Below are 13,963 nucleotides of genomic sequence, written 5' to 3'. Positions count from 1 at the left end.
GGCGGACGGCCGTGGTGGCCGCCCGCCCCGCCGGGGTGGGGGAGGGGAGGGGGATCAGAACGCCTTGACGGCCGAGGTGAGGCCGTTGCGCCACAGCTGGTCGACCCGCGCCCGCTCCTGGGAGTTGGGCTGGGCGTTCTGACAGGAGGTGCCCGGGCCGCCGCCGGACATCAGCTCGCTGCACGGGCCGGAGTAGTGGTCGGGGAGGCCGAGGACGTGCCCGGTCTCGTGGGCGGTGACGCGGGTGGAGTTGTACTGCTGGTTCTGCCGGTAGTCGAGGAAGATGTAGCCGCGGCCGTGGCCGTCGGTGCTGGCGTACGAGCCGCGCGAGTCATTGCCCTCGTAGTAGCGGAAGTCCGGGTTGCTGCCCTCCACCAGCCGCACGTTGACGACCGAGCTGTTCCATATCTGGGTGCTCCGGGCGATCTGGGTGCGGAAGCTCGGGGCGTTCGCGGCGCTGTAGACGACGGTGACGGCGGCCGCGCCGGGGTTGGCGGCCCGCTTCTGTGCCACGGACTTCATGACGGCCTCGTGGAACGCCTTGGTCGCCTTGGCGTCCTCGGCGGATCCGGCGTAGGCCGCGTACCCGGCGGTCGCCGAGGACGGGGCGGCGGGGGCCGCCGCCACGGCCACCGGCGCGGCGCCGAGCGCGGCGGCCAGGCCGAGGCCGAGGGTGGCGGCGAGGGAGGCGGTGAGGACCTTGGGGTGTCGCATGGGGGGCTCCTCCTGGGTCGGTTGGAGAGAGTGTCGGGGGAGCCGGGGCGCGTACGGATGATGGCAGCAGGCGATAGCACGAACGCATCACCCGCGATCGTGCGGACTCGTTCATTCTGTCTGAACTTCCCTGCAATCAAAGGGAATTGGTGCGACTTGGGTGTCTGGTGCGGCCCCCAGCGCCGTCCTACTCTCGGGGCATGGAGTTGGAGGTGAGGCATCTGCGCGCGCTCTGCGCCATCGCGGAGACGGGCAGTCTGCACAAGGCGGCGCGGCAACTGGGTATGAGCCAGCCCTCGTTGACGACGCAGCTGCGCCGGATCGAGAACGCGCTGGGGGCGGAGCTGTTCTCGCGCGGCCGCACCGGCTGCCGGCCCACACCGCTCGGCCGCTCGGTGCTCAGCCGGGCCCGGCCGCTGGTCGACCAGATGGCGTTGCTGATCACCGAGACCAGGGCCGAGGCGGCGCGGACCGACGGGCCCCGGCTGCGGGTCGGTTCGACCGCGAGCAGGGCCCTTCCGGGCTGGCTGCGCCGGCTGCGCCAGGGGCTGCCCGGGACGGACATCGCGCTCCACATGGACGTCTCCGCCAACGAGCTGGTGCGGTCGGTCGCGGCGGGCCGGCTGGACGTGGCCTTCGTCCACGAGGTCGAGGGGTGCCCGCTGCGGGTGCCGGAGGGGCTCCAGGAGCGGGTCCTGGTGGAACGGGAGCCGCAGTTCGTCTCGCTGGCCGCCGACCACCCGGCGGCCCGGCGCCCGGTGGTGGAGCTGACCGACCTCGCCGAGGACCGCTGGATGGTCGACCCGACGGTGGACGGCGAGTGGGACGGGCTGCGCCGCGTCCTGCACGAGGCCGGCATCGATCCGCCGCTGCTGCACGGCGACTACCACACGGCGGCGTCCCTGATCGTCTCCGGCGAAGCGGTGGCGCCGTGCCAGCCGACATCGTTGCCGCGGGAGGATCTGGCGATCCGCCCCTTACGGGACGACCCCTTGGCGGTACGGCTGTTGCTCTACGCGCGCGAGGGGACCGCGCTTGACCCGCTGTACGACGACCTGGCGGCGGCCTACTGGGAGGCGGCGCTGCGGGCGGCGCCGTACCGGCAGTGGCTCGGCCGGAACGGGATGTCGGTGGGGGCGGGCATGATGACGGTATGACGGATCGTACGGACGGCGCGGCACTCGTCGACGAGAAGGCGCTGATGGTGCTGGCGGAGGGGCATCACGCCCGGACCGCGCGGGCATGGGGCGCGAGGGAGGCCGGCGGCCAGCTCGTGAAGGTGTACGCGATCGAGGCCCCCGGCCGCACGGTCGGCGAGGCCGAGCTCGCGCCGGCCCTGCGGATCGCGGCGGACCAACTGGCGCTGGGGCGGCGCTCGGGCGCGCTGGGCCTCGCGGTGCTGATCCTGCACGCGGGCGGCGACGGGGACTACGTCCTGGTCCACAGCTGGATCGAGGGCCACATGTCGGAGCTGGCGATCTGGACGGGCCCGGCGGGACGCCCGGAGGAACTGCGTCCGGGGCGGGCGGGCCTCGCGCCGTGCGTCTGGGAGGCGGCGGTGCTCGCGCACGAGCGGGAGGCGTTCGTGCGGCAGGTCCTGGACGGCTCGGGGACGAACGCGGAGCGCGTCGCCGCGTGGGCGTCGGACGTCGTCGAGGGGGATGTGCGATGAGCGAGCGGGAGCCGCGTACGGCGCGCCCGGCGGCCCGCGTCCGGCACGCGCGCCGGGAGGACCTGGACCGCGTGGCCGAACTGGCCGCCGAGCACGCGGCGTACGAGAAGGCCGCGCCCCCGGCGCCGGGGCTCGCGGCCCGCCTGGAGGCGCTCCTCTTCGACACGTCGCAGCGCCCCCGACTGCGTTGCCTGGTGGCCGAGCTCCCGGACGGCCGCCTGGTCGGTTACGCCACGTGCGCCCCGGAGCTCTCCACCTGGGACGGCGCCGAGTACCTCCACATGGACTGCCTCTACCTCGCCGCGACGGAACGCGGGCTCGGCCTCGGCCCCCTCTTCATCGCGGCCCTGCGCGAGGAGGCCCGGGCGCTGGGCCTGACGGAGATCCAGTGGCAGACGCCCACGTGGAACGAGGGCGCGATCCGCTTCTACGACCGCGTGGGCGCCACGTCGAAGCAGAAGCTGCGCTACTCCCTCGCGGTGGAGGAACCACTCGCGGTCGAACCGCCCGCGCCGGCCGGCTGAGGCAACCGGGGCCCGGGGCGCGGGCGCCGAACCGCTACGGTGACCTGCCATGACCAGCTCAACTCCGGCGCATCCCACGTCGATTCGCGTGATCGACCCCGCCGACGCGGCTCCGCTCGCCGACCTGCTCGCGCAGGACCGACAGGCGTACGCGCGCTGGATGCCCGCGAAGCCCGCGGAGTTCTACACGCCCGACGGCCAGGCCGCCGCCATCGAAGCCCTGCTGACCTCCTACGACCTGGGGCTCGTGTGGCCCGGCGTCGTGCTGTCCGGGGAGACCGTCATCGGGCGGATCACGATCAGCTCGATCCTGCGCGACCCGTTCCAGAAGGGCTTTCTCGGCTACTGGATCTCCTCGACCCACCAGGGCCTCGGCCACACGAGCCGCGCCGTCGGCCTCACCCTGCGGGTCGCCGAGGACGAACTGAACCTGCACCGCCTGGAGGCGCACACCCAGCTCGACAACCTCGCCTCCCAGGCGATCCTCCGCAAACACGGCTTCACCACCTGGGGCGTCGCCCACGAGCACTTCTACGCCGACGGCGCCTGGCGCGACGAGGTCTTCTGGGAGCGCCGACTCACGGGCACGCTCAGTTCATGACCGGCGGAGCGAGGTGAGCCGAGGGTGTGCCGCACACTGAGCGGGTGATCGTTCTGCAGCCCGTCCTGGAGATCCACCCGTCCGACGGCTTCGACCTCTGGCCGGTCGCCGCCGTCCGGACGAGCGGTTTCCTGCCGCTCGGCGGTGCGCTCGACCCGACGCAGGTCGGTACGGCGGTGATGCGCATCGCCGAGTGCAACGACGTCGCTCCGGAGGCCGAGAGCGGCCTCGCCGGGTTCCTCCACGGACTGCTCACCATGGATCCGCTCTTCGCCGCCGGTGGACTCCGGGTCACCGACACCACCACCGGCACCACCCTGCTACCGGGCTGCTGCCACGGGCTGGAGGAGTGGCGCGACTGGTTCGAGGTCGTCGACGGCACTGGACGGGCCTCCTTCGGGCACGACCCCTCCCCGATGGCCGAACGCGTCGGCGATACGGCGCGATTGACCGTCGACGCCGAACAGGACGCCAGTCCGGTGATCGAGCTGCCCCTCAGCCACCTCGCCGACCTGCTCGACGAAGCCGAACGCCACCTGACCGGCTTCCTCCGACTCGCCGCGTCCTGGGCCGACAGCAGCCTGCCCGCCGCCCACGCGGCACCGGTCCTCTCCGCCGTCGCTCGCCTCCTCGACCTGCCCGCGCCGCCGAGGGCGTAGCGTCCCCGCTCGCCGGTGCACGCCGAAGGGCCCGGCCGGGGTTGCCGGACGGGCCCTTCGGGTGGAGCAGAGGGAGCAGGAAGGTCAGGCCTTCTTCGTCTCCTAGTAATGGGGCGGGTCGGTGACCTGCGGCGATGGTGGCCGCAGGTCGCTGACCTGGCCTTTTGCTGTTGGGTGGCGATGGGGTGCGACGGTCTTGATCGGGTGTCCTGCGGACTGTGTGCGGACTGGGCAGAGACTGATGCGATATCCCTTCACGGTTCTCGACGCACCGCTACGGTGAGCAGTGCGGCCACATATCGCACGATGCCACCGAGGAACCCATGAACGAGTCCGTTGCACCGGATGCTGCTGCTCGGTCCGAAGGCGAGACGGCATCTGGATCCGCCGCTGCTCCCCAGGATGCGACCGCTGGGGGTGCCACTGCCGTAACCGGTGGCACGGAACGAGGATCGAGCACCTACGCCACCGGCGGGGGCGGCGTTTCGTTCGCGCACCGCGTCGCGGCCGTCTATCTCGCCGGCATGTTGACCAGCGCACGACGGGCGGAGACGTCTGAGCTGCCGGTTCGGAGGGTCTCATTCCAAACTGGTCCGGCGCATCCGGTGGATGACCTTCTTGTGGAGTGCGGCGATGAGTCGGGCGAGGTCACCCTCGCCGTGGCATGCCGCGCGACGCCGGATTTCGTCCCGAGCCATGACGAGACGGTGAAGCTCGTCGGGTCGCTGCTTTCCGAAGTCGAAAGGTTCGACACAGACACTCACCAGGTCGCTGTCGCAACCGCCGGCCGGTCCAATCAGTGGGACCACCTAGCAACGCTCTGCGATATCGCGCGGGCTCATGCCGACCAGGAGTCGTTCCAAGCGTCCATGGCCGTCGACGGCCGCTGGTCGAAGCCGGTGCGTGAGCGGCAGAGGCATTTTCTGAAGATGGTCGAGAAGGTCGTCGAAGACGGCACAGTACCGAAAGAGATCCTGCGGCTGGCATGGCGGCTGCTCGGCCGGCTGCACATCCTCGGTTTTGCTGTCCAAAGTCCGGACGAAGGTGACCGCGCGGCAGTCGCAACGTCGCTGGACAGCGTGGCCTCAGCTGCCACCGACGGAGTGGGGGTCCGGAACCGGCTCGAGGTCGAGGCAACCCGCTACGACGCGACGGGCGCCGTGGTGGACCTCAAGGTGCTTCGCCGTGACGTTCACGTGTTCCTGGACTCGGCCGCGACGCGAAGCCGGCACGCGTGGTCGGTGCTCGCCGAACAACGCAAGCTGGCTGTTGCCCGTGTGCGGACCACGATCGGTGATGAGACATCTGGAGGACCGGTCGAGATCTCGTTCGACGACAGCCGCGAGCAACTCACCGGGGCCCTGCGCGAGGCAGGTGCTCGTGTTTCGGCTCTGCTGGTGTCCGGCGAGTCGGGCATCGGCAAGAGCGCGCTGACGCTGTCGGCCGTCGAAGAGTTGGAAGCCGCAGACCCCGTTGGGTTCCAGGGGGTGGTGGTGAACTTCCGCGGCTTGCCGCAGTCGAGCTTGGAGTTGCGGGCTGCGCTCGGGATGTCGCTGGAGGATGTGCTCGCGGAGACATCGGCACCGTCTCGGGTCCTGGTCATCGATGCGGCTGATGCTGCCCTGGAGCGATCTTCCGGCCTGTTGAGTGACCTGGTGTCGGCAGCGGCTGCGGCGGGTGTGGGCATCGTCGTGGTGACCTCTGACGTGGCAATGGGTTTCGTGCGAGAACAGGTGGAGCCGGGGTTCGCGAAGTCCATTTCGTCCTTCGAGATGCGGCCGTTGGACGATGAGGACATCTCTGTCGTCTCGGACCACTTCCCGCTCTTGCGTAAGGTCCTGCGGGACCTGCCTGCGAACTCGCTGCTGAGAAGGCCCGTTGTGCTCGACCTTCTGGCTCGGACCGGGGCGGAGCCGGAAAGTTCACTGGGTGAGTGGGAATGTCTTGATCTGGTGTGGAGCCGGATTGTTCGCGGCGATGGGCGGCCCGGCGTCGGCTCGGCGGAGGCACGTGAACAGACGCTGCTCGCAGTAGCCGCAGAGACCATGAAACTGCCCGAGGACCGTCGACCTCGCGCAAGCGTCGATGCTGCAGCGGTCGACGCGCTGCGTCGGGATCATTTGCTCGCACCACCGAGCCGATATCGGAATCAGCCGGAATTTGCACATGACGAAGTTCGGCGGTACGCGACCGCCATCCTTCTCGTCCGTGGTGCAAGCCCCACCGATTTGCTGCAGGCGGCAGGAGCGCCTCGGTGGGCGCTGTCGGCCGCCATTCTTGCGTGCGAGGGGCTACTGAAAGCACCGGACGCTCGGCCTGTCCGAAAATTCATCGAACTGAGCTCGCAATTCCAGATGTTCGCGGCAGCACGCGGTCCCCGGTGGGCCGACGTTCCGGTGGAGGCGGTACTGGAGACACCATTCGGGTACAAATGCCTGAAGTCAGCGTGCACGGACCAGTCGGTCGGTTTGGTACTCGGCGAGGTAGTTCGAGTCGCTCAGCAGCGGCATAAGGTCAATGGGCTGGTCGACCGTCTGGTTGCGAAGCCCGTTGTGCAGATCATCCTCGATGACAAAGAGCCGTGGAACGTGTCGAAGGAGTCGTTTGAACTGCTCGCGGACTGGCTTCAATCCCTGTCCCTGGCGGACGTTCCGGCTGGCAACGAACTAAGAATCAGGCTTCGGGACCGTCTCCTTGCCTACTGGAACTCGTTCTCTCCCCGTAAAACCGACGGAGAGGCACTGTCCGGTGGGATGGCGCAGCGTCGGCGACGCCGACGCCGGCTGGATCACCATCTGGAGAAGGAAGAGTTCGTTGAAACGCTGGCCCTGCTCGGTCCGGACATCGATGATGCCGCCGAAGAGTGCCTTCGGGCCATCGCGGACGACGCGCCAGCGTCCTTGGCTCCGGCCGCGGACTCGCCGCTGAGCGCCCGAGCCTTGGCGCAGAAGAACCCAGAGCTACTGGCGGCGTTGATGGCGGCCTACTACATCGACGACGAGCCGAGGTGGCACCGAGATGAGGGTGTCCGGAGGCATCAGGGCCGATGGATAGGATTCGGACCACCGTTCTTCCAGTACTACTTCGGTGGATTCTGGCAGCTGTTCCAGACAGCTCCATTGCCGACATCGGTGCGGGTGCTGAACGACATTCTTAATAGCGGTGCACGGGCACGCGTAGCGAGGCTGTCGAGGCTTAGCCCGCCTGATGCATTCGCTGGGTCCGTCCACGCCGGCAACGAAAGCGTAGACGCCGACACGGAAAGCGGAGAAGGAGAAAAACGCGGTGCGGTCCTGAACCTTGACGGCACCGCCCGCCTGTATGTCGGCGACAGTCATGTGTGGAGCTGGTACCGGGGAACGTCAGTTGGCCCGTACTCGGCCATGAGCGCACTCCAGGCGATGGAGCGTCTTGCCGACACGTGGTTGAGCCAGGGTGCGTCACCGAGATTGGTTGTCGAGGCACTTTTGAACGGCTGTGAGAACCTGGCCATTCCGGGGATGCTATTCGGCCTGCTGGTGCGTCACATTGAGAAAGTCGGCACCGAGCTCGACCTTTTCCTCGCCGAACCTGCCGTATGGGAGCTGGAGTTCGGCCGCAGGACGAGTGAGTACGTAGGGCTGCGTGCGGCAACCGAAGGGCTCGCAAACCTTGAACGCCGCCAGTGGACACCGCGTGAAGTAGCCATGTGGCTGATGGTGAACGGCGGACAGGAGCGTAACCAGGCTTTGAAGAAGGTCGCCGACAAACTCGTCGAGAACGGCGACCGACTGGGAATCAGCGAGGAGCGTACGAAGAACTGGGCCGCAAGCCTGGACTCGGAGCAATATCGGGTTAAACAGCATGGGGATGAGGTCTACATCGAGGTCGAACCACCGATTGAGCTGCAAGCAGCGCAGGAAGCGCACGAGGCTCACCAGGAGGTCGTGCAGACCAGCCTGCGCCTGCAGAATCGGTACTGGGGCTCGGCCAAGCACGACGCGGAGTACGGTCCGCCCTCGTCGGAAGAGATCGCCGCGGACCTGGCGGCAGGACGTGCCTTGATCGAAGTCGATGAAGACCTGATGCCGAACCGGCCTGTGGACGCTGTTGCCCACGTCGTCCGAGCAGCGGTCGAACGAGCCGCCGCCGGCGATCTGGAGGCGCTGGGCTGCGAAGCGCAGTTCGCGGCCGAGTTCGTCCTCGGCATCGCGTCATTGTTCCAAGACGCCGAGAACCAGGTCCATGAGGACCAGTACTTCGACCTCAGTGCCGACCGAGCTGTGGCTCAAGCCCTGCCGGCGTTCCTTACACCCGCACTGGCCGCACCGCTGGAAGCGGCCGGCGGCTCGGCCGAAGATGTTGCCCAGGTCGGCCTTGCGATGGCAGACAAGGCGTCCTTGGAGACTCGGCTGTACCTGGCGCGTGGATGCGATGTCGTCTGGGGCTCTCCGTGCCACTTCGACCCCTGCATCCACCGGACCGCCTTGAACTGGATGCTCGAGACCGCTCGTGGCGCAGAAATCGGTCCCTGGGACCAGGACGGCCAGAGTCGGTCGAAGGCCCGGATCACCGGCGACGTTGTTCAGCGCCTCCAGGAACTGCCGGGCGACTCGGTGGACATCGCGGTTCTCGACGCGGCCGTTCGCGGGCTCGGCGCAGCCTCGTCGGCAGAGCACTGTTGCACCGACGACGCGGTGACGCTCCTCGCCGCGTTTCTCGACGTCGAGCGACGGGCCATGGTCACGCAGGAGAAGGAGGGCTGGTCCGCGGACGACCGCGGCATGCACACCCTTGTCGCCGCACGGGCCCTGCTCGGAGGATTCGCGAAGAACCGCGACGCGGGGCCGCTGCTCGATCACCTCGATGTTTTTCGCGCAGATGCACAGCTGATGTCGCATTTCCTTCACGGCCTCGCCGCGGCAGGCGCAGAGAACGAACGCTTGGCCGAAGCTGCCCGAGGCGTCTGGCCGTCGCTGCTGCGCCACGCCCTCGGCTACCTGAGTGACACCCCGAGCCCCTACCGCGACCACCACTGGGGGGACTGGGCCGCCGCCGCTCTGCTGCCGAGCCCGCTTTCGTGGACACAAGGCATGTACAACGAGGTCGCCGGCGAGCCCATCGACTGGGTGCGCGCTGAGGACTTCGTTGAGTCGATTGACGACTGGCTGCCAGCCGCTCACGGAGAGGCCATGCCCCTCGATGCGCTCATCCGCATCCTTCGGAAGCTGCCGAAGGAAACGCAAGCGACTCGTGGCGTGTCCTGGGTGTCCGACTTGTGCATCCAAGAGGGGCGTGTCACGGTCAAGTGGTCCCGGCTTTCGGACGACTGGCTCAAGGAGATCCGCAGAACGGCTGAGGAAATCGACGAGCTGGACAGCTGGCAGATGCTCGTCGATTCCTTCGTGGTCGCCGGAAATGAGCGCCTGGCGCCGTACAGCCGGTGACGCCGCAGGGGCCCTGTCCGGCAGTGACAGCGACAACACCGAACTCGATGACCTCTGGCACCGGCTCGCCGGTGACGTCCTCGGCGTCGGGCGCGGCACGGCCCGGATCTCGCCCAGCGCTCGTTTCCCGAGAAGGCCCCTGCCTTCCTTGGCGAGGGGTCGGCCGGGAGGTCGTCGAACTGCCGGGAACCGTGACTGTCCGCGATCCCGGGCCCGTCATCGCCCACGTGGCTTCGCACCGAGCCTGGGTGGATCAGTACCAAGTGCCCTTCGACGCGACCGCCGACCGTGCGCGCGTCCTCGTCGCCGGTCACATCGCCCGTCACGGCGCGTACGAGATCACTTGCCTCGGTCGCGTCCTCGTCCGCAGCAGGTGAGGGGCTCCGGCATCTTCCCCGTCTTCTCCCGTGGGCCCCGGGGACGGCGGCGGCCCGCGCCGGGGTGTCCGGGCGGGCTGCTCCATTCGATCTCTGGCCTGCGACGGGCCAGGAGGGCGGGAGTAGCCTGGGTCCGGCCTTCCTGGTCTCCGTAACGGGGCGGGTCGGTGACCTTCGGTGATGATGGCCGAAGGTAGCCGAACGGCCCTTTTGCTGTTAACTGGCAATGGGTGCGACGGTCTTGATCGGGTGTCTTGCGGACTGTGTGCGACTGGCAGCGCCCCGGCCCCGCCCGGCGGTTGCCCATCAGGGCGACCTTACTCTTGCTGGGGCTTGGGTTCGCTCGCCCATTCGCTCAGACCGGTCAGCATGGACAGAGCTGATGTGAAGAAAGTCTTGACGGCTGCCAGTCCCCGCAAGTCGCCGAAGACCCTGGTGAGTGTCTTCTCGTAATCGCTGCTCTTACGGTGAGCCGTCGCCTTCGAACGGATCTCCTGGAGGTTTCGCAAGAACTGGGTGTCCCGTTCGGCATGCGGGTAACCCTCCTGCTCCATCCAGCGCTTGAACTTCGAGATGCCCTTCTCGTTATCAATGCGGTCCGGCAGACGCTTCTGGATCTCCCGTTCATTGAGGGCGTCAACGAAAAGCTGGGTCATAATTCGAATGCTGGACTCGAATTCTGCCTGTGAATCATTCAAGGGTAGGCGTAGGCGCTGTAGAAGTCCTGCATCGGCTTCCTCGGGCTTCCGGAAGAGCTCCCACCCGTAGACCTCCTCCCATGTGCGTCGGAAGGTCAGGTAGTTGGAGCGAACGAGTAGGTCCTCGGCGGTCGGCTCAGCGGGCTGCCCCAGGAATGCTCGGCGGATCAGAGTCTCGCTAGGTGGGCCGTCTTCTGCGACATTGAAGCTGCGCCAGTAGTCCCGCTCCTGCCTGGGTAGATCGCGACCAAGGTCTCCAAGAAAGACGACGACGTAATCCTGGGCACTGTTATCGAGTCGCAGGCCCCATAGTGATGCGCAACTGAGATATCCGTCCGATACGGTGTAGAGTTCAGGCTTATCGTAGTACTTCTGCAGCACTTCCCGGCGAAAATATACGGGCGTGAGGTAGTGTGGAGCATCGGGGTTCGCTCCGAAATAATTACTGAGAGAATCGGGATTGCAGCTGTATCGAATCTCATCGCCATCGGAGTCCGTTGCAATAATGAACTCCGGAAAGTGGGAGTCTTCTTCCTCGAACGGCCAGATCCCACTCTTCTCGACCGATGGCGGCGGAACTACTCGGGTGCCGAGGAGGCGGGTAGATTTTCCGGGTCCGACTCGGTCTCCGGGGTAAAGGGAGATTCGTGCGGTGTCCGTGGTCAGGTCAAAGGATTCGGGAAGCGCGTCATCTTTCTCGCCGATGCAGACGGAATCCACATAGAGGATCAGGTCGTACCCTTGGGCAGCCTGGAATTGGCGCAGCAGTTTTGTGCGGACTTCGATCTTGCTGGCGGTCAGCTTGACGGCGGCCAATGAAGTGCCGTCATCCAGAGGCTGCATGAATTGTGCGCTGAGCTCATCCCAGTAGAGATTGTGGTATAGCCGAAAGTGTTCGGCTAGCTCTCGGGTCGACGGTACTGCTCCGTGATATTCCCGGCACAGGACCAGCGGCTCGATGCCGTCTTCGGTGCTGCTGCGGAAGTACCTGGTTACGATCTCGCCGTTCTCTCGGTGCTGCGAGAAGCCGGGGCGAAAATCGCTCATACTCACATCCCACGATGGAGATTTGAGGATTCTCGTGCGCATCGCAGCCGGAGCGAAAGCGCAATAGATTCCGCCATTTCCGTTCTGCTCGTGCCAATCTTCGTACACAGTTGTCCACGAGCCCTGCTCCATCGAGGTGAAGCGCCTAAGCATCTCTTCTTGCCGCAGGTCCATTGGCGCATATTAGGTGCGACCGCCGGTTGCGGCAATAGGTTTACCTGGTGTTCGTTCTTGCGCTCTAGGGTCAAGAGTCTGGTGTCGAGATCCGTCGGACCTGAATGGCGAGTGCGCCGAGGGCTTCCTTCTCGGGGCCGTAGATCGTGCGGATGTTGACGAGCTGTTGGTCGCGGGTGGCGGTCGGGTTGACGTTGGACGGGCCTTCGCCGTCTAGGAGGGCTTCGAAGCCGGGGTACTCCGTGACGCGGAGGACCTCGACGTCGCAGTTCTCGTCGGTGTCCTTGATGCGGAAGCGGATGGTGTCGCCGGCGGTGAGGTCGGCGAGGTGCGGGTACTTGACCCGCACCTCGATCGTTTTGGTGCCCGCGGCGACGAGCTCGAAGTACTGGCGGTAGAGGTTGAGCTCGCGGACGCGGGCGGTGTGGTCGGTCATCGGGAGGGAACGCTCCTGGGGGACGGTGCGGTGATCAGGCGGCCGATCTCGGCGGCCGAGTACGAGCGGAAGAAGTGGCGGGGGTCGGAGAGCAGGGTCTCGGCCATGGCGAGCAGCTGGTCGGCGTACTCGGTGGCGGTGCCGGGCCACTGCCGGGTGTCGAGCATCCAAGGGGCGGCGCCCTCGGGCAAGGGGGCACGGCCTTCTCGTATGAGGGATTTCGACAGCTTGGCGCCGGTGTCGGTGACGACCTGGGGGCAGAACAGGCGCGCCGGGAGCTGGGCGCGGGTGAGGCCCACGGCCTGGAGGGCCTCGTCGACGAGGTGGGAGCCGAAGACCCAGTCGCCGCCCTTGACCATGACGTGCAGGGTGCCCTGGGGGCTGGTCAGGGCGAGTTCCTTGACCAGGTTGCGGTACAGGGTGGCCAGGTCCAGGTATGCGCCGGCGGTGGGCGTGATCGCGGCCTCGTACGGGCCGTGGTGGAGGCAGACGGCGGAGACCACGGCCGACTTGGGCCCGGTGAGGCGGACCCGGGTGCGTTCGGCGTGCTTCTCAGCCCAGCCACAACCGGGGTGAGGGCAGGGGACGCGGAGGTGAGGAGTGCCGGTGGAGGGGGCGAGCCACCAGCGGGCGGCGTCAACGCGGGGGAGCAGGCGGAGCCAGGTGCGGCGGTAGTGCTCGCCGGCCTGCTGCTGGGTGTACGTCTCGATGCGGTGCGGGATGCCCAGGCGCCTGGACAGGGCGGTGAAGAGGGGCTGGTAGAGGGCGGTGACGAGGTCGAGCAGGGCCTCCTCGCCGAGGGCCTGGGCGTAGGCGCGCTGGTAGCGGTTGCCGCTGGCCGGGTCGGTTGCCAGCTCGTACGGGGCGTTGTCGAGGGCGCTGAAGAGCACCTCGGTGGGGAGGCCGAAGCGGTCGCGCAGGCGGGCGGCCATGGCGAAGGCCAGGGACTGCACGAGCGAGGTGCCGATGTGCGGGGCGCCGTTGATCTGGGTGCCGACGACCAGCACGATCCGCTCGGGCGGGGTAGCCAGGATGCGCGGGGTCAGGACGTCCTCGGCGTGGTGGAGGGCGTTGGCGAGAACGGTGTTCGGCGAGACGGGGTGCGTGGTCACGAGGTGTCTCCCTGGGGGCCGGTGGTGTGGGGCGGCAGGGGAGCGGCCCCGTTCTTGGCACGGTCGAATGCGGCCCAGACGCACTTTCCGGGGCCCGTCCGCTCCTTCACGCCCCAGCTGTCGGCGGCCGCGGCGACGATCAGCAGACCGCGGCCATCGACGGCGGATTCCTCGGGAACGCGCTTCGTCGGCCTGTTCTCGCCGCTGTCGTGGACCTCGATCCGCAGCTCCGCGTCAAGGGACTCGACGCGCACGAGGACGAGGCGGCCCACGGGCGTCCCGTGCAGTACCGCGTTGGTGACGAGCTCCGAGGTGCACAGCCGCATGTCGTCGAGGCGGCTCGTCTCACCCCATTCGGTCAGCGTGACGGCGACGAAGTCGCGAGCGGTACGCGGTGTGGTCCGGCGGCGAGGGAAGAGCGTGGTGCGGTGCCGACCCGTGCCCGGAAGGAGATCCGGGGCGACGTCGGTCGCCTCATTGGTGAGTCTGCTTGCCATGGTCAACAGCAAAGCGACTTAACTCA

Annotated in this window: 12 protein-coding genes; 7 read left to right on the top strand and 5 right to left on the bottom strand. The window is 67.5% G+C overall.

Annotation, left to right across the window (positions count from 1 at the left end):
- Positions 1–54: 54 nt before the first annotated feature.
- Positions 55–714, bottom strand: a complete 660-nt coding sequence (gene snpA, locus AB0E14_RS34285) for a snapalysin (RefSeq protein WP_362427478.1) — start codon at positions 712–714, stop codon at positions 55–57.
- Positions 715–914: 200 nt separating this feature from the next.
- Here snpA and AB0E14_RS34280 point away from each other — a divergent pair, with 200 nt between their 5' ends.
- The 7 genes from AB0E14_RS34280 to AB0E14_RS34250 all read left to right on the top strand — a co-directional run bounded on the left by AB0E14_RS34280 (position 915) and on the right by AB0E14_RS34250 (position 9,973).
- Entirely contained in the window at positions 915–1,871 is a 957-nt protein-coding gene (locus tag AB0E14_RS34280) for a LysR family transcriptional regulator (protein ID WP_362427475.1), read from the top strand.
- A complete protein-coding gene (locus tag AB0E14_RS34275; RefSeq protein WP_362427472.1) occupies positions 1,868–2,386 on the top strand; it encodes a hypothetical protein in 519 nt (172 codons plus the stop codon). Before AB0E14_RS34280 ends, AB0E14_RS34275 begins: the two co-directional genes overlap by 4 nt.
- Positions 2,383–2,910 carry a GNAT family N-acetyltransferase gene (locus tag AB0E14_RS34270; RefSeq protein ID WP_362427469.1) on the top strand — a complete coding sequence of 176 codons (528 nt, stop codon included), beginning with the start codon at positions 2,383–2,385 and terminating at the stop codon, positions 2,908–2,910. The genes AB0E14_RS34275 and AB0E14_RS34270 overlap by 4 nt, the downstream gene beginning before the upstream one ends.
- 49 nt (positions 2,911–2,959) lie before the next feature.
- Positions 2,960–3,511: a GNAT family protein gene (locus AB0E14_RS34265; protein WP_362427466.1), complete on the top strand. Its 552-nt coding sequence runs from the start codon at positions 2,960–2,962 to the stop codon at positions 3,509–3,511.
- 44 nt (positions 3,512–3,555) lie between these two features.
- Positions 3,556–4,170: a hypothetical protein gene (locus tag AB0E14_RS34260; RefSeq protein WP_362427463.1), complete on the top strand. Its 615-nt coding sequence runs from the start codon at positions 3,556–3,558 to the stop codon at positions 4,168–4,170.
- Between the two features lie 323 nt (positions 4,171–4,493).
- Positions 4,494–9,596 carry a hypothetical protein gene (locus AB0E14_RS34255; RefSeq protein WP_362427460.1) on the top strand — a complete coding sequence of 1,701 codons (5,103 nt, stop codon included), beginning with the start codon at positions 4,494–4,496 and terminating at the stop codon, positions 9,594–9,596.
- Between the two features lie 248 nt (positions 9,597–9,844).
- Positions 9,845–9,973 carry a hypothetical protein gene (locus tag AB0E14_RS34250; protein WP_362427457.1) on the top strand — a complete coding sequence of 43 codons (129 nt, stop codon included), beginning with the start codon at positions 9,845–9,847 and terminating at the stop codon, positions 9,971–9,973.
- 317 nt (positions 9,974–10,290) lie between these two features.
- Here the strand turns inward: AB0E14_RS34250 and AB0E14_RS34245 are convergent, their stop codons facing one another.
- From AB0E14_RS34245 to AB0E14_RS34230, 4 genes are all read right to left on the bottom strand, one after another.
- Positions 10,291–11,892, bottom strand: a complete 1,602-nt coding sequence (locus AB0E14_RS34245) for a hypothetical protein (protein ID WP_362427453.1) — start codon at positions 11,890–11,892, stop codon at positions 10,291–10,293.
- A gap of 70 nt (positions 11,893–11,962) precedes the next feature.
- Complete coding sequence (locus tag AB0E14_RS34240) at positions 11,963–12,328, bottom strand: ASCH domain-containing protein (RefSeq protein ID WP_362427450.1); 366 nt, start codon at positions 12,326–12,328, stop codon at positions 11,963–11,965.
- On the bottom strand, positions 12,325–13,440 hold the full coding sequence (locus AB0E14_RS34235) for a hypothetical protein (protein ID WP_362427447.1): 1,116 nt from the start codon (positions 13,438–13,440) through the stop codon (positions 12,325–12,327). The genes AB0E14_RS34240 and AB0E14_RS34235 overlap by 4 nt, the downstream gene beginning before the upstream one ends.
- Positions 13,437–13,937 carry an ATP-binding protein gene (locus tag AB0E14_RS34230; protein WP_362427444.1) on the bottom strand — a complete coding sequence of 167 codons (501 nt, stop codon included), beginning with the start codon at positions 13,935–13,937 and terminating at the stop codon, positions 13,437–13,439. Before AB0E14_RS34230 ends, AB0E14_RS34235 begins: the two co-directional genes overlap by 4 nt.
- Positions 13,938–13,963 lie beyond the last annotated feature (26 nt).

It is taken from the genome of Streptomyces sp. NPDC047981 (genome assembly GCF_040653315.1).
Lineage (GTDB): Bacteria > Actinomycetota > Actinomycetes > Streptomycetales > Streptomycetaceae > Streptomyces.
The sequence above is the reverse complement of the archived record's forward strand: the minus strand, read 5'-3'. Positions and strand labels throughout refer to the sequence as shown.